This window comes from Streptomyces fodineus (genome assembly GCF_001735805.1).
Classification (GTDB): Bacteria; Actinomycetota; Actinomycetes; order Streptomycetales; family Streptomycetaceae; genus Streptomyces; species Streptomyces fodineus.
The window spans coordinates 5,977,893-5,993,442 of record NZ_CP017248.1 but is presented as its reverse complement, the minus strand read 5'-3'; the positions used below and the strand labels follow the sequence as shown (position 1 = coordinate 5,993,442).

General features: G+C 70.8%; 13 protein-coding genes, 1 other RNA gene and 2 pseudogenes. 4 read left to right on the top strand and 12 right to left on the bottom strand.

The genetic code is table 11. The features are described 5' to 3' along the window. Positions 1 to 15: 15 nt before the first annotated feature. Positions 16 to 681 (top strand): DUF2182 domain-containing protein, encoded by a 666-nt coding sequence (locus tag BFF78_RS25675; protein WP_079161479.1) that lies wholly within the window; start codon positions 16 to 18, stop codon positions 679 to 681. Between the two features lie 26 nt (positions 682 to 707). Beyond that, positions 708 to 1,475 carry a DUF899 domain-containing protein gene (locus tag BFF78_RS25670; RefSeq protein WP_069780544.1) on the top strand — a complete coding sequence of 256 codons (768 nt, stop codon included), beginning with the start codon at positions 708 to 710 and terminating at the stop codon, positions 1,473 to 1,475. A gap of 16 nt (positions 1,476 to 1,491) precedes the next feature. On the opposite strand, the pseudogene BFF78_RS25665 reads toward BFF78_RS25670, so the two are convergent. The 4 genes and pseudogenes from BFF78_RS25665 to BFF78_RS25650 all read right to left on the bottom strand — a co-directional run bounded on the left by BFF78_RS25665 (position 1,492) and on the right by BFF78_RS25650 (position 5,829). Next, a pseudogene (locus tag BFF78_RS25665) lies at positions 1,492 to 2,660 on the bottom strand (uroporphyrinogen-III synthase). 84 nt (positions 2,661 to 2,744) lie between these two features. Continuing rightward, positions 2,745 to 4,115: a nitrate/nitrite transporter gene (locus tag BFF78_RS25660; RefSeq protein WP_069780543.1), complete on the bottom strand. Its 1,371-nt coding sequence runs from the start codon at positions 4,113 to 4,115 to the stop codon at positions 2,745 to 2,747. Between the two features lie 195 nt (positions 4,116 to 4,310). Next, a pseudogene (locus BFF78_RS25655) lies at positions 4,311 to 4,840 on the bottom strand (glycosyltransferase family 2 protein); the annotation flags it as partial. 17 nt (positions 4,841 to 4,857) lie between these two features. After that, a complete protein-coding gene (locus tag BFF78_RS25650) occupies positions 4,858 to 5,829 on the bottom strand; it encodes a LysR family transcriptional regulator (protein WP_069780541.1) in 972 nt (323 codons plus the stop codon). A gap of 84 nt (positions 5,830 to 5,913) precedes the next feature. Between BFF78_RS25650 and BFF78_RS25645 the strand changes: the two genes are divergently transcribed. After that, positions 5,914 to 7,185, top strand: a complete 1,272-nt coding sequence (locus BFF78_RS25645) for an MFS transporter (protein WP_079161478.1) — start codon at positions 5,914 to 5,916, stop codon at positions 7,183 to 7,185. Between the two features lie 60 nt (positions 7,186 to 7,245). Here the strand turns inward: BFF78_RS25645 and ssrA are convergent. The 5 genes from ssrA to ftsE form a co-directional block, all read right to left on the bottom strand. Then, positions 7,246 to 7,614: a transfer-messenger RNA gene (gene ssrA, locus BFF78_RS25640) on the bottom strand. 144 nt (positions 7,615 to 7,758) lie between these two features. Next, the gene (gene smpB / locus BFF78_RS25635; RefSeq protein ID WP_069780540.1) at positions 7,759 to 8,238 is read right to left on the bottom strand and encodes an SsrA-binding protein SmpB; all 480 of its coding nucleotides are present in this window, start codon (positions 8,236 to 8,238) and stop codon (positions 7,759 to 7,761) included. Between the two features lie 56 nt (positions 8,239 to 8,294). Continuing rightward, a complete protein-coding gene (locus BFF78_RS25630; protein ID WP_165289380.1) occupies positions 8,295 to 9,467 on the bottom strand; it encodes a S41 family peptidase in 1,173 nt (390 codons plus the stop codon). 67 nt (positions 9,468 to 9,534) lie between these two features. After that, positions 9,535 to 10,452: a permease-like cell division protein FtsX gene (gene ftsX, locus BFF78_RS25625; RefSeq protein ID WP_069780539.1), complete on the bottom strand. Its 918-nt coding sequence runs from the start codon at positions 10,450 to 10,452 to the stop codon at positions 9,535 to 9,537. 34 nt (positions 10,453 to 10,486) lie between these two features. After that, entirely contained in the window at positions 10,487 to 11,176 is a 690-nt protein-coding gene (ftsE, locus tag BFF78_RS25620) for a cell division ATP-binding protein FtsE (protein WP_055707746.1), read from the bottom strand. Positions 11,177 to 11,413: 237 nt separating this feature from the next. Between ftsE and BFF78_RS25615 the strand changes: the two genes are divergently transcribed. Continuing rightward, positions 11,414 to 11,605: a hypothetical protein gene (locus tag BFF78_RS25615; RefSeq protein ID WP_023550109.1), complete on the top strand. Its 192-nt coding sequence runs from the start codon at positions 11,414 to 11,416 to the stop codon at positions 11,603 to 11,605. 93 nt (positions 11,606 to 11,698) lie between these two features. On the opposite strand, the gene BFF78_RS25610 is transcribed toward BFF78_RS25615, so the two are convergent. The 3 genes from BFF78_RS25610 to BFF78_RS25600 form a co-directional block, all read right to left on the bottom strand. Further along, positions 11,699 to 12,643 carry a hypothetical protein gene (locus BFF78_RS25610; RefSeq protein WP_069780538.1) on the bottom strand — a complete coding sequence of 315 codons (945 nt, stop codon included), beginning with the start codon at positions 12,641 to 12,643 and terminating at the stop codon, positions 11,699 to 11,701. A 298-nt stretch (positions 12,644 to 12,941) separates the two neighbouring features. Then, complete coding sequence (gene prfB / locus BFF78_RS25605) at positions 12,942 to 14,048, bottom strand: peptide chain release factor 2 (protein ID WP_069780537.1); 1,107 nt, start codon at positions 14,046 to 14,048, stop codon at positions 12,942 to 12,944. A gap of 157 nt (positions 14,049 to 14,205) precedes the next feature. Next, positions 14,206 to 15,432 carry a serine/threonine-protein kinase gene (locus tag BFF78_RS25600; protein ID WP_069780536.1) on the bottom strand — a complete coding sequence of 409 codons (1,227 nt, stop codon included), beginning with the start codon at positions 15,430 to 15,432 and terminating at the stop codon, positions 14,206 to 14,208. Positions 15,433 to 15,550: the final 118 nt, after the last annotated feature.

The following is a 15,550-nucleotide window of genomic DNA, read 5'->3' as shown; positions in this document are numbered from 1 at the left end:
GAGGGAGAACCGACGGTGAACCTGGAATTCCGCCGCCCGGCCGCGCCGGTCATGGCGCTCGGGCTGACGCTCGGGCTGGCCGCGGCCTGCTGGGCGGCCGCGGCCCGGCTGATGCACGGCATGGACATGGGGGTCGCGACCAGTCCCGGGTCGTTCGGCTTCTTCGCCGCGACATGGACGACCATGATGGCGGCCATGATGCTGCCGGGCGCGGCCCCGGCGGTCGCCAGGCACGCCCGCGCAGCCGGCGGGTTGCGCGCCGCGCTGCCGTTCGCCGGAGGCTACCTGGCCGTCTGGGCACTCGCGGGTGTCGTCGCGTACGCACTGGACCGGCCGCACGGCTCGCCGGCCGCCGGCGTGCTGGTGATCGCGGCGGGCGCCTACGAGCTCACGCCGGTCAAACGGTACTTCCGGCGGCGCTGCCGCGAGTATGCCGGATCCGGGCTCGGGTTCGGACTGTACTGCGCGGGGTCGAGCGCCGGGCTGATGGCGATGCTGGTGGCACTGGGGGTGATGAGCCTGTGGTGGATGTCGGTGGTCGCCGCCCTCGCCTCCGCCCAGAAGCTGCTGCCGGCGAAGAGGGCGGTCGACGTCCCCCTGGGGCTGGCGGTCATCGCGCTCGGTTCGACGATCGTCATCGCGCCCGCACTGCTCCCGGGACTCACGCCACCACCGATGTAGCGAACACGGACAAGGGGTGACAGGCAATGACGACACACAAGACGGGAACCCGCGAGGAGTGGCTCGCCGCGCGGCTGGAGCTGCTCGAGGCGGAGAAGGAACTGACCCGGCGCGGCGACGAGCTGGCCCGGCGACGGCAGGAGCTGCCCTGGGTCCGGGTGGACAAGGACTACCGTTTCGAGACCGACGAGGGAACGGCGTCGCTGGCCGACCTGTTCCGGGGACGGTCCCAACTGCTCCTCTACCACTTCATGTTCGGGCCCGACTACACCGCCGGCTGCCCGTCCTGCTCGGCGATCGCCGACGGCTTCAACGGCTCCGTGGTCCATCTCGCCCACCACGACGTGATGTTCTGGGCGGTGTCGCGGGCCCCGCTCGCGCGGCTTCATGCGTACCGGCAGCGGATGGGGTGGACCTTCCCGTGGGCGTCGTCCCACGGCAGCGACTTCAACTTCGACTTCGGGGTCGCGCACACCGAGGAGGAGTGGGAATCGGGGGTCGTCGCCTACAACTTCGGTGAGGAGGACATGCGGCCGGCGACGACCGGGGAGAAGAACTCCCGCGACGCCTTCACCCGGTCGATCGTCGGCACGGACTGGGAGACCTACCGCCGAGAGGGTCCCGGCATGAGCGCGTTCGCCTTGCAGGACGGCACCGTCTACCACACCTACTCGACGTACGCGCGCGGCCTGGACGCCCTGTGGGGCATGTACCAGTGGCTCGACCGCGCACCCCTGGGCCGCAACGAGAACGGCTTCTGGTGGCGCCGGCACGACGAGTACGACAACCGGTGAGCGGGTGCCGACGCCGCTACGCGTCCGCGTACTTCGCGTCCGTAGCCGGATCCAGGGCGAGGCGGTAACCCCGCTTCACCACCGTCTGGATCAGCTTGGGCGCCCCCAGAGCCGTACGCAGACGAGCCATCGCCGTCTCCACCGCGTGTTCGTCGCGGCCCGCGCCCGGCAGCGCGCGGAGGAGGTCGGCCCGGGCCACCACCCAGCCGGGGCGGCGGGACAGGGCGCGCAGCAGGGCCATGCCCGCCGGGGGGACCGGCTTCAGGGCGCCGTCGACCAGGACCGCGTGGCCGCGGATCTCCACCCGGTGGCCGGCGACCGGCAACGCGCGGGCGCGGGCCGGGAGTTCCTGGCACAGCAGCTGGACCAGGGGCCCAGGCGGAAGCGTTCCGGCTGGATCGTGTCCAGGCCCTTCGCCTGGAGGGGGAGCGCCGTGACCGGGCCGACGCAGGCCGGGATGACGTCGTGGGACAGGGCCGACAGCAACTGCTCCAGCAGGCCCCGGTCCTCCGCCCGGGACAGCAGAGAGGCCGCCGCGGGGGCGCTGGTGAAGGTCACCGCGTCCAGGGAGCGGGAGATCGCCGCGTCCAGGAGGCGGTCCAGCGGGGTGATGTCCTCCGGCGCCATCCAGCGGTACACCGGGACCGGGACCACCTCCGCTCCGCCGGCGCGCAGGGCCTCCACGAAGCCCGGCAGCGGCTCGCCGTGCAGCTGTACGGCGATACGGCGGCCGTCGACGCCTTCTTCCAGCAGGCGGTCCAGGACCTCGGCCAGGGACTCCGAGGAGGGGGACCACTTCTCCGTCAGGCCTGCCGCGCGGATCGCGCCCTTGACCTTCGGGCCCCGGGCCAGCAGTTCGACCTCCCCCAGCCGGCCGAGCAGCGGATCGCCCAGGCCCCAGCCCTCGGCCGCCTCCACCCAGCCCCGGAAGCCGATCGCCGTGGTGGCCACGACCACGTCCGGCGCCTGCTCGATGATCCCCTTCGTGGCGGCGAGGAGCTCGCCGTCGTCGGCGAGCGGCACGATGCGCAGGGCGGGTGCGTGCAGGACGGCGGCGCCGCGCCGCTGGAGCAGGGCGCCCAGCTCGTCGGCCCGGCGCGCGGCGGTGACGCCCACGGTGAAACCCGCGAGCCGACCGGGCTGGGCGGCTCCGGTGGCTCCGGACTGCGGCTCTTCGTCGTACATGGGGCATCTCCTAGCTGACCGGCACGCGAAGCCTGTCAACGGCGCGTGACGGGCTCGGTTCGGCTTCATTGCACGGGTGTTACGTCATACCTCGGCATAGCTGAGCTGCGGCTTTGTCTCCGCCGTCGCCACTGCCCCGACCCGTACCGCCGTACGGCGAACGTATACGGCCCACGTCACCGCGAAGCAGACGCCGTAGAAGGCGAGGAAGGCGACGAACGCGCCGGTGCCGGAGCCGTAGGAGAGGAAGGACTGGCGGAAGGCGAGGTTGATGCCGACTCCGCCGAGCGCGCCGACCGCGCCGATCAGGCCCATGGAGGCGCCGGACAGTCGGCGGCCGTAGGCCAGGGCCGCCTCCCCCTCCAGACCCTTGGCCAGGGCCTTCGCCTGGAAGATGCCCGGGATCATCTTGTAGGTCGAGCCGTTGCCGAGGCCGCTGAGCACGAACAGGACCACGAAGACGGACACGAACAGCGCCAGCGACTTCTGCCGGCTCGCGACGATCAGTACGGCGGTGGCGGCGGCCATCGCGACGTAGTTCCACAGGGTGATGCGGGCGCCGCCGAAGCGGTCGGCGAGCCTGCCGCCGAGGGGGCGGATCAGGGAGCCGAGCAGCGGGCCGATGAAGGTGAGGTAGGCCGCCTGGAGCGGGGTGCGGCCGAACTGGATCGTCAGGACCTGGCCGAAGGCGAAGCTGTAGCCGATGAAGGAGCCGAAGGTGCCGACGTAGAGGAAGGACATGATCCAGGTGTGGGCGTCCTTGGCGGCGTCCTTGGCCGCGCCGGTGTCGTTCCTCACCGTCGCCAGGTTGTCCATGAAGACGGCGGCCAGGACGGCGGCCACGACGATCAGCGGGATGTAGATGCCGAGCAGCACGCGCGGGCCGCCGCTCGCGCCGATCACCGCGAGGGCGACGAGCTGGATGACGGGCACGCCGATGTTGCCGCCGCCCGCGTTCAGGCCGAGCGCCCAGCCCTTCTTCCTCAGCGGGAAGAAGGCGTTGATGTTGGTCATGGAGGAGGCGAAGTTGCCGCCGCCGATGCCGGCCAGCAGGCCGACGACGAGGAACGTGGTGAAGGACGTGCCCGGTTCCATGACCGCGAAGGCCGCGATGGTCGGGATGAGCAGCAGGCTCGCCGAGATGATCGTCCAGTTGCGGCCGCCGAAGACGGCCACGGCGAAGGTGTAGGGGACGCGGACGACGGCGCCGACGAGGGTGACCATCGAGGTCAGCAGGAACTTGTCGGCGGGGGTGAGGCCGTACTGCGGGCCCATGAAGAGGACGAGGACGGACCACAGGGTCCACACCGAGAAGCCGATGTGCTCCGAGAGAACGGAGAACCAGAGGTTCCGGTTGGCGATCCGCTGCCCGGTCGCCGTCCAGAATCCCTCGTCCTCCGGGTCCCAGCGCTCGATCCAGCGGCCACTACGACGGGTTGGGGCTGGGGCTGTCATCACGCCTCCACGGGGCTCCGGCTGCTCGGTCTGCCGTCGACCTGCCATCGACTGACTGAACCCGAAGGTAGGAAGAGCGCGTTTCCGGCCCTGTGGCTGCGAGTGACCGGAAGGGAACGTTGCTCTCACCCCGGCCGGAGCGGGGATGAGAGGTCCCGCGACGGACCGGGCGCGGCCACGCCGCCCATGCGGCGGAAGGACGGTGAACCAGGCCGCGATCGTCTTCCCGGTCGGCCCGAAGACCAGGCCGTAGACGAGGAAGAGGTCGATGAGCGGCGCCAGCAGCGGCGCCACCATGAACAGGGACACCAGCGGCAGGCCCACCCGGCCGAAGCGGCCGGAGGACCCCGCTCGAACAGGGCCCGCCGGTGCTTCCAGATCGCCCGCATGGTGCCGTACGACCAGCGGTAGCGCTGGGACCACAGCTGCTGGACGGACTCGGGCGCCTCGGTCCAGGCGCGGGCGCGCTCGGCGTAGACGACCCGCCAGCCGTCGCGGTGCAGCGCCATCGTGATGTCGGTGTCCTCGGCGAGCGTGTCGCCGGGAATCGTCGGCATGCAGCGCAGGACGTCGTACATCCGGCGGTCCAGGTTGAAGCCCATCACGTACTCGATGTGCTGCCAGGCGCCGATGAGGGTCTTCTTTTTGCCGACCTTGGCGTTGCCGGCGACGGCGCCGACACGCGGGTCGGCGAAGGGCTGCACCTGTTCGCGGACCGTGGACGGCCACTTCCAGCCGCTGGTCACCCCCTCATCACGCGCTCATCAGTGGCCGGAATCCATCCCCCGTCGGGCCGCCGCAGCCATCCCTCCGCTGCTGCGAGTCCGGCCGCCGCCCGGCGCAGCGCGTCCAGCCCGGGATGGACCAGCCCCTTGCGCCACACCAGGGACACCGGCGACAGCGGGACGGGATCGACGAGGGGCCGGCGCACCGTACGGGGCATGGCCGGGAAGTCCACCACCGCCAGCACCGGATGGCGGGTCTTGGCCATGATCCGCTCGAACTCCTCGTCCCCGACGGCCGGCGGGAGGGGTGCGGCCTGCCGGATGCCGCGCCCCTCGAAGAGCCGGCTCGCCAGATCGGTCCACTCCAGGGTCCGCGGATTGCCGGCGCCGGCGTACACGGTCTCGCCGGCCAGCGCGGCCAACGGCACCTCCGTGCGGGCGGCCAGCGGATGGTCCTCGGGCAGGACGACGGCCATCGGCTCGTAGCGCACCGGCTGCTGCTCCAGCCCGGACCGCAGCGCCGGGTCGAGGCCGGCGAAACGGCCGAAGGAGGCATCCAGCCGGCCGGCGAGCAGCTCGGCGGCGGCGCCGGTCAGGCCGCTCTCGTAGCGGGCCATCAGCTCGCAGTCCGGGGCGAGTTCACGGGCCCGGTGCAGCACGCGGCGGCCGGTGAGGAGGCCGGGCGAGTTGAGGTCCACGAGCAGCGGGCGGAACCGGCCGGGGGCGAACGCGGCCAGCAGGTCGTCCTGGGCGGACAGGACGCGGCGCGCGTGCGGCAGCAGTCGTTCACCGTCGGCGGTGAGCGTCACCTGCCGGGTCGTCCGTACGAACAGCTCCGCGCCCAACTCCCGCTCCAGCCGCCGCACATCCCGACTGAGCGCCTGCTGGGCGACGTACAGGCGGGCAGCGGCCCGGGTGAAGTGCAGTTCCTGCGCCACGGCGACGAAGGCGCGCAGGAGGCGGGGGTCTATGTCGGCGGGGACGGGCATGCCCGTGAACTTACAACGCAGGTGCGTGAATCGGGGCCGAGAAGGTGTTGGACCCGGTGATCCACTCGGAGTGAGGGTGAGTCCATGCCCTCGGTCATATCCACCACCAGCGGCTATCGCCGCCTGTTCGCCCTCCCCGGCACCCGCGCCTTCACCACCGGCAACCTCCTCGCCCGCCTGCCCATGGGCATGTTCGGCGTCAGCGCCGTCGTGATGATCGCCGGGTCGCGGGGCTCGTACGCCCTGGCCGGTGCCGTCACCGCGACCGGTCTCGCGGCGACCGCGCTGGCCGGGCCCTGGGTCGCCCGGCTCGTCGACCGGCACGGGCAGGCCCGCGTCGCCGTACCGGCCACGCTCGCCTCCGTGCTGGGCAGCCTCGCGTTGCTGCTGTGCGTCCGTTACGGCGCCCCCGACTGGACCCTGTTCGCCGCCTACGCCGGCACCGCGGCCACCCCGAACATCGGCGGCCTCTCCCGCGCCCGCTGGGCCCATCTGCTGCGCGACGACCCCGGCGCGCTGCATACCGCGAACTCCTTCGAGCAGGCCGCCGACGAGCTGTGTTTCATGCTCGGACCGGTGCTGGCCTCGTTCCTCACCGGCACGTTCTTCCCGGAGGCGGGCACGCTCGCGGGCGCGGCGCTGCTGCTCGCCGGCATGCTGCTGTTCACCGCGCAACGGGCCACCGAGCCTCCGCCGCGGGCCCGTTCACAGGCGCGGTCGCCGCTGCGCAGCCCGGGCATCCCGCCACTGCTGGCCTGCTTCACCGCGACCGGGGCGGTGTTCGGCTCGATGGAGGTCGTCACGATCGCGTACGCCGGCGCACAGGGTCACCGTACGGCGGCCGGTGCGGTGCTCGCCCTGCAGGCGGCGGGGTCGTGCGCGGCGGGTCTGCTGTACGGCGCGCTGAAGCCGACGGGGGTGCGGCTGGGGCACTGCCTGGCGGGCATGGCCGTACTGATGACACTGCCGTGGGCTGCCGCGGGCCTCACCGGTTCGCTGTGGGTGCTGGCGGGGGCGCTGCTGGTGGCGGGGATGGCGACGGCGCCGACGATGGTGACGGCGATGACGCTGGTGCAGCGGCGCACCCCGGCCGACCGTCTGAACGAGGGGATGAGCCTGATGGTGACGGGGCTGCTGGCGGGGATCGCGTGCGGCTCGGCGGCGGGAGGCTGGGCGGCGGATCACCTGTCCCCCACCACCGCGTACGCCGTACCGGCGGCCGCCGCCGCACTCGCCCTGGGGGTGGCTTCGCTCACCCGCGCCGACGGGCGACGAGCGCCCCGAAGGGGCGCGACCAGCCACAACGAGCCCGCACCCGGTAACGCCGATGCAGCCCCACGACGCATCCCCGCATGACAACGGCCCCGCCGCTGAAAGCGACGGGGCCGTTACATGGGGCTGAACCCCCGGAGGGCCTCGTGGAGATGGCGGGAATCGAACCCGCGTCCAACGGTGCGGAATCAGGGCTTCTCCGTGTGCAGTTCGCTTCGCTTTTCTCGGCCCCGGCGATCACGCGAACAAGTCGCCGACGGGCTCAGTCACTGTTTGGTTTCCCTCTTCACCCCGTGACCGGGATCAAGGTTTAGTTCCCTAGCTGATGCCAGGATCCGGGTCGGGAACAGCCCCGGGCTGACACTTCGCAAGTCGCTACTTAGGCAGCGAGGGCGAAGGAATCGCGCTTGGTGTTGGCGATTATTTTTTTCGGCCTGTGGTTTACGAGATCATGGCCGCTTCCTCGACACGCTTCCCCTGCTTCGACAGCCGCTGTCGAAACCGATCATCCCCATGTTCATTTCTCAAGGTGCGCACCCGCTGTGAGGTGCAGGTGCCATCGTACGGGAACAACGCCCGCCGGTGCCACCGTATTCCCGCCGGTCACCCGGCCGTCGTACAGGGTTCAACGCGGCCGGGGGCCGGGACATTCCCGGCTCAGCCCCGCTGGCGCCTGCGCGCCGCCGCCACCGCGCGGTCCGTCTCGCGCCGGTCCTGCTTCTCGCGCAGGGTCTGGCGCTTGTCGTACTCCTTCTTGCCCTTCGCCAGCGCGATCTCGACCTTGGCACGGCCGTCCTTGAAGTACAGGGCGAGGGGCACGATCGTGTGGCCCGTCTCCTGGGACTTGGACTCCAGCTTGTCGATCTCCGCGCGGTGCAGCAGCAGCTTGCGCTTGCGGCGGGCGCTGTGGTTGGTCCAGGTGCCCTGGCTGTACTCCGGGACATGCACGTTGTGCAGCCACGCCTCGTGGCCGTCCAGCTGCACGAAGCCGTCGACCAGCGAGGCCCGACCCTGGCGCAGTGACTTCACCTCGGTGCCCATGAGGACCAGACCGGCCTCGTAGGTGTCGAGGATGTGGTAGTCGTGCCGCGCCTTCTTGTTCTGCGCGATCAGCTTGCGCCCTTTTTCCTTAGCCATAGTGCCGACCATTTTCGCACCACACAGGGGGTGTGAGTACAGCCGATTACGAGTGGCTACGAGGGGTCGCCCAGTCCGGTGAGGACCGTCTCGGCCCGCTGCAGCGTGTCCCCGCCCGCCTCCAGGTCGGGGGTGATGCCCCGGCCGTCCACGGCGTGGCCCGAGGGGGTGCGGTAGTGGCCGACGGTCAGCTCGGCCACCGAGCCGTCGGGCAGCTCGGTCGGCATCTGGATGGAGCCCTTGCCGAAGGTGCGCGAGCCGATCACCACCGCGCGGCCCCGGTCCTGCAGTGCCCCGGTGAGCATCTCGGCCGCGCTCATCGTGCCCCCGTCGACCAGGGTGACCAGGGGGCGGGTGGTGTCGCCGCCGCGGTCGGCGTGCAGGGAGCGCTGGGCGCCGTCGACGTCGTAGGTGGCGACCAGCCCGCCGTCCAGGAAGGCGGAGGAGGTCTCCACCGCCTCGGTGACCAGGCCGCCGGAGTTGCCGCGCAGGTCGAGGACGATCCCGCCGTCGGCCGGGGCCTGCCGCACCGCGGCGCGGACGGCGTCACCGGAGCCCTTGGTGAACGCGGCGATCTTGATGATGGTGACCCCGCCGGGCAGCCGGCGCACGGTCACGGAGTCGGTGGACAGGCTCGCCCGGCGCAGTTTCTCGCTCCACGCGCGCGTGCCGCGCTGAAGGCCCAGGGTGACGCTCGTACCGGCCCCCGCGTCGTCGGCGTCGCCCCGCAGTAAGGAGACCACCTCGGTGACCGGGAGCCCGTCGACCTTGCTGCCGTCGATGCTGCGCAGCCGGTCGCCCCGGCGGATCCCCGCCTCGGCCGCCGGCGAGCCGGGCTGCACCTTGGTCACCTCGATCCGGCCGTCCCGCTCGCGCCGCGCCCACAGGCCGACGCCGGTGTACCGGCCGTCGAGGGCCTCCTGGAACTCCTGGTACTCGCCCTCGGAGTAGACGGCACCCCAGCGGTCCCCGCTGCGGCTGACGGCCCGCTCGGCGGCCTCCATCGGGGACTTGCCGTCGGCCAGCGCGTCGGCGGCGGCCTTCTGGACGTCCTCGTGCGGGGTGGTCGTGGGCGACGGCCCGAAGGCCGCGGCCCTGCGCAAAGCGGCGTCGGTCTCCGGGAAGGAGCCGGTGGCGGCGCCGGTGACCAGGACGCCGGCGAAGACCAATGTCAGGGCGGCCCCGCGGCGGAAGCGGCGGGGCGGACAGAACAGGTCGCGGCCTGACATGGCGGTGAGTCTAGGACAACGCGGAGGGCCGTACGGCCGGATGCCCGTACGGCCCTCTTGGGATGCGTCACACCTTCAGGTACTTGCGCAGCGCGAAGAACGCCGCCAACGCCGGCATCAGCACGCTGGTCGCGAGGATCAGCGGCAGCTTGGCCAACACCGCGTCCCAGCCGACGAAGTTGATCAGCGTGAGGTGGTGGGCGAGGTCCATGCCGTGGTCGATGGTGAAGTACCGGCCGACCACCAGGGCCACACAGGCGAGGCCGCCGCCGATGAGCCCGGCGACCGCGGCCTCGGCGATGAACGGCGCCTGGATGTAGAAGCCCGAGGCACCGACCAGGCGCATGATCCCCGTCTCGCGCCGTCGGCTGAACGCCGAGACACGCACGGTGTTGATGATCAGCAGCAGCGCGACGATCAGCATCATCGCCATCACGCCGAGCGCGCCCCGGTTCATCAGGTTCAGCAGCGTGAAGAGGTTGTCCAGGATGCCCTTCTGGTCCTGCACGGACTGCACACCGGCGCGTCCGTTGAAGGCCGAGGCGATGACCTGGTACTTCTGCGGGTCCTTGAGCTTGATCCGGTACGACTCCTGCATCTGGTCCGGCGTCAGCGAGCTGGCCAGCGGGGAGTTGCCGAACTGCTCCTTGTAGTGCTTGTACGCCTCGTCCTGCGACTCGTACGACACCTTCTCGATGACCGGCATCTTCTGCAGGTCCGAGAGGATCTGCTTCTTCTGGTCCTCGGTCACCGCGCCCTTGGCGCAGTTGACGTCCGAGTCGGCGTCGTGCTTGTTGCACAGGAAGATCGAGACGTTGACCTTGTCGTACCAGTAGCCCTTCATGGTGCTCACCTGGTCGCTCATCAGCAGCGAGCCGCCGAAGAGCGCCAGGGACAGGGCGACGGAGACGATGACGGCGAAGGTCATCGTCAGATTGCGGCGGAGACCGACACCGATCTCCGACAGGACGAACTGGGCGCGCATGGCGTCTTGTCGAGCCTTTCCGTCGTGAACTTGCTTAGTGCTGGTAGCCGTAGACGCCGCGGGCCTGGTCGCGGACGAGGCGGCCCTTCTCCAGCTCGATGACGCGCTTGCGCATCTGGTCCACGATGTTCTGATCGTGCGTCGCCATGATGACCGTGGTGCCCGTCCGGTTGATGCGGTCGAGCAGCTTCATGATGCCGACGGAGGTCTGCGGGTCGAGGTTGCCGGTGGGCTCGTCGGCGATGAGCAGCTTGGGCCGGTTGACGAAGGCCCGCGCGATGGCCACGCGCTGCTGCTCACCACCGGACAGCTCGCCGGGCATGCGGTCCTCCTTGCCGCCGAGCCCGACGAGATCGAGCACCTGCGGTACGGACTTGCGGATCTCGCCGCGGGACTTGCCGATGACCTCCTGGGCGAAGGCCACGTTCTCCGCGACGGTCTTGTTCGGCAGGAGCCGGAAGTCCTGGAACACCGTCCCCAGCTGGCGGCGCATCTGCGGCACCTTCCAGTTGGAGAGGCGCGCGAGGTCCTTGCCCAGCACGTGCACCTGTCCGTGGCTGCACCGCTCCTCGCGGAGGATGAGCCGCAGGAAGGTGGACTTTCCGGAGCCGGAGGACCCCACGAGGAACACGAACTCGCCCTTCTCCACCTCCAGGGAGACATCCCTGAGTGCGGGGCGGGTCTGCTTGGGGTAGACCTTGGAGACGTTGTCGAATCGGATCACGGATGCACCACGGGTCGCCGGGGGTAGATGAGCGTGACCATACGCGACCCGGGTGTGCAAGTGCAGTCGCAGGTCGAGGTTGGGTAAGGCTTGTACGTTTTTGTACCGGCTCCCGTTCTCGCCGAGCTGTCCGAGGCCCCGCGCACGCCGTGCCGGAAACTGGCACAGTGGAGGGGGGAACGTTCCCGTTCCCGTGAGCGTTGTACGAGTAGTGGCCGGTGCAAGGAGGGCGAGCGCATGACGTACGACCGGTTGGTGTGCGCGAACTGCGCGGCGCCCGTGAGCGAGGGCCGGTGCCCGGTGTGCCGTGCCAACCGCGAGCGACTGCAGCAAGAGGGTTTCCTGGGCGGGGTGAACCCGATGGCGCTGATCGCGCTGCTGGCGGTGCTGATCGCCGCGGTGGCGCTGCTGGCGCACCAGACCGCGTAAGAAAAGCCCCAGAAACCCCTCAGGGCCCGGAGCGCCAAGCTCCGGGCCCTTCGGTTTGCGCCATGGGCGCGCTGCGTGGCCATACGGCTACGCTCAGGCGGCCGCGCCGCCCCGGCCGTTGACCAGACGCGGCAGGATGCGGAAGCCGACGCCGCCCGCGATCATCGTCGCGGCGCCGATGACCATGAACATGGTCTGGCCGGCACCGGTCTCGGCGAGCTGCTTGTCGCCGCCCTGGGCCTTGCTGTCGGAGCCCGTGTCGGTGAGGGCCGAGGAGCCCTCGTCCTGGGTGGCCTTGCCGCTGCCGCCCTGGGGGTTGTCCTGGTTGCCGCCGGTGGTGGAACCGCCGGTGCCGGAGCCACCCGTGTTGCCGGAGCCGCCGGAGGTGCTGGAACCGCCGGTGGTGGAGCCGCCGGTGGCGCTGCCACCGTTGGTGGAACCGCCGTTGGTGGAACCGCCGTTGGTGGAACCGCCGTTGGTGCTACCGCCGTTCGTGGTGCCACCGTTCGTGGTGCCACCGTTGGTGGTGCCACCGTTCGTGGTGCCACCGTTCGTGGTGCCACCGTCGGTGGTACCGCCGTTGGTGGTGCCACCATTCGTGGTGCCACCGTTCGTGGTGGTGCCACCGTTCGTGGTGGTGCCGCCGATGGTGACCGTGCCGCCGACGCCGCCGTCGGTCGTACCGCCGTTCGTGGTCCCGCCGTCGGTCGTGCCACCGTTCGTGGTCCCGCCGTCGGTCGTGCCACCGTTCGTGGTCCCGCCGTCGGTCGTACCGCCGTCCGTGGTGCCACCGTCGGTGGTGCCACCGTCGGTGGTGCCGCCGTTGGTGGTGCCGCCGTTGGTGCAGACGGAGATCGGGCAGCCGCCGTCACCGCCGTCGTCGCCCTGGTCGTTCGTGTGCGCGCCCAGGCTGATCGGGCCTGCCTGGACGTTGAGCTCCAGGGCGGAGGCCGCGCCGGCTGCGGTCAGTGACGCACCGGCCGCGATCACGGCGCCGGCGGCTATCCGCGCGACCCGGATCCGCGTCTTCTTCGTCATATGGTTGCTACCCCCAGTAGCTGATCGTCAATGAGGCGGCGCATGGGGCGTTGCCGTGATCGACGGGAGGCAGCCGGTGACGAAGTCGCGTCAACTCATTCCCCCGGTTCACATGCGCCCCTGAAGTTACGCATGCCACGCTTCACCCTTCCGATTTTTCAAAGCAACGTCAAGGCCATTGCGGGCGCAATGTCCCATCGGGGGGTTTTTGCGGTGAGTTGAAGCCTGTGAGTGTGATGTAAAACCCAGACATAAGACAACTGCCGCCTCTCGGGCGGCAGTTTTCATGTCGACAAAGTTACTTCTCCTGCTGCTTGCGCCAGCGAATCCCGGCCTCCAGGAAGCCGTCGATCTCACCGTTGAAGACGGCCTCGGGGTTGCCGACTTCGTGCTCGGTGCGCAGGTCCTTGACCATCTGGTACGGGTGCAGCACGTACGAACGCATCTGGTTGCCCCAGGAGTTGCCGCCGTCGCCCTTGAGGGCGTCCATCTTGGCCTGCTCCTCCTGCCGGCGGCGCTCCAGCAGCTTGGCCTGGAGGACGTTCATCGCCGTGGCCTTGTTCTGGATCTGCGAGCGCTCGTTCTGGCAGGAGACCACGATGCCGGTGGGGATGTGCGTGATGCGCACCGCGGAGTCGGTGGTGTTCACGCCCTGGCCGCCGGGCCCGGAGGACCGGTAGACGTCGATGCGCAGGTCGGACTCGTCGATCTCGACGTGGTCGGACTGCTCGACGACGGGAAGCACCTCCACACCCGCGAAGGAGGTCTGGCGGCGGCCCTGGTTGTCGAAGGGCGAGATGCGCACGAGGCGGTGCGTGCCCTGCTCGACGGAGAGGGTGCCGTAGGCGTACGGCGCCTGGACCGAGAAGGTGGTCGACTTGATGCCGGCCTCTTCGGCGTACGACGTCTCGATCAGCTCCGTCTTGTAGCCGCGCTGCTCGGCCCAGCGCAGGTACATGCGCTGCAGCTTCTCGGCGAAGTCGGCGGCGTCGACGCCACCGGCCTCGGCGCGGATGTTGACGAGCGCCTCGCGGGAGTCGTACTCGCCGGACAGCAGGGTGCGCACCTCCATCTCGTCCAGCGACTTGCGCACCGCGGCCAGCTCCGACTCGGCCTCGGCCCGGGTGTCCGGGTCGTCCTCCTCCTCGGCCATCTCGAAGAGGACGGCGAGATCGTCGATCCGGCCGCGCAGCGCCTCCGCCTTCCTGACCTCGGCCTGGAGGTGGGAGAGCTTGCTGGTGATCTTCTGCGCCTCGTCCGGGTTGTCCCAGAGGGACGGCGCGGCCGCCTGCTCCTCGAGCACGGCGATGTCTGCCCTCAGCCTGTCGAGGTCCAGGACGGCCTCGATCGACTCCATGGTCGAGGAGAGGGACTTCAGCTCTTCGGATACATCGACGACTGCCACGCCTTCAAGCGTAACGGCTGTGGCAACCGACATCGGCCGAGCTGCGCCCGGTACTGCGGGCTCTTGGGGCTCGGTCGGCCGGGAGGGCACCCCTCCCGGCCGACGGTTTCGGGTGAGCGGGTGGGAAACGGCGGCCGGGGGCCGAGCCTGCCGGGGGTCAGGGGGCCGATGTGCTGTGGGTGTCCTGCGGTGCCTTCGAGTCCCCGTCGGCCGACGCCCACCACGCCCCGACGCCCACGACAGCCGCCAGCACCACTCCGGCCACTGCCAGCGTCACCCTGCGCCGCCGTACCGCTGCCCGGTGCCTCGCCGACCCCGGCCGCCGCGCACCGGTGGGCCGGGGAGCGCGCGCGGTCCCGTGGGCGCCTCCGGCCAGCTCGTCCGGCCCCGGCACCCGCATCGAGGTGTGCGTGTCGCGGTTGGAGTCCGGCTTGGCGCCCGGCACCAGCGGGACCGCGCCCCGCCGTCGTACCGGCTCACCCGGCACGGCCGCCGGCTCCTGCTCCTCCTCCGCGGCGCCCTCGGCGAGCTCCGGCTCGTCCACGTCCAGCGGCGGCATCCCGGCCAGCGTCGGCAGCTGCTCGCGCAGCCGCGCCGCCAGCTCCGAGGCGCGCAGCCGGGACGCGGGCGCCTTGGCCAGGCACTGCACGATCAGCTGCCACAGCTCCTCCGGGATGCCGGGCAGCGGTACGACGGTCTCGGTGACGTGCCGCCGTAGCACCGCACCCGGGTGGCCCCCGCCGAACGGGGTGAAGCCCGCGAGCAGCTCGTACAGGACCGTCGCGAGGGCGTAGATGTCGACGGAGGCGCGCGGGGGCAGGCCCTCGACGATCTCCGGGGCCAGATAGTCCGGCGTGCCGATGATCTTCGTGGCGCGCGTCCGCTTCGGCGAGTCGATCAGCTTGGCGACGCCGAAGTCGGTGAGCAGGGCCGGGTGGGCGCCGCCGGGCCCGAGCGGGCCCTGCATGTCGAGGAGCACGTTCTCGGGCTTGACGTCCCGGTGGACGACCCCGGCCGCGTGGGCCGCCGCCAGCGCGTCGGCGACGTCGGCGACGATCGCCACGGCCGCCTCGGGGGCGAGCCGCCGCTCGCGCTCCAGGCGGGTGCGCAGGTCGGTGCCGCGCACGAGGTCCATGACCAGGGCCAGGTCGTTGCCGTCGACCACCAGGTCGCGCACGGTGACGATGTGCGGGTGCTCCAGGCCGAGCAGCGCGGTGCGCTCCTGCACGAAGCGTCCGACGAGCTCCTCGTCGGAGGCGAGGTCCTCGCGCAGCAGCTTGACGGCGACGGGGCCCTCCGGCCCCTCGCCCAGCCACACCGTGCCGGCGCTGCCCCGCCCCAGGATCTGGTTCGCGGTGTACCGGCTGCCGATCTTCCGTGCCAAGACTGCTCCTACAGACGCGTGTTGTCGCTAAAAGTACGCGCCTGCCGAGCCAACCTTCACCGCGGAGACGGAAATCACCCGTCAGATGTCGACAAATCCGCAAACTCGCGGTCGGTTA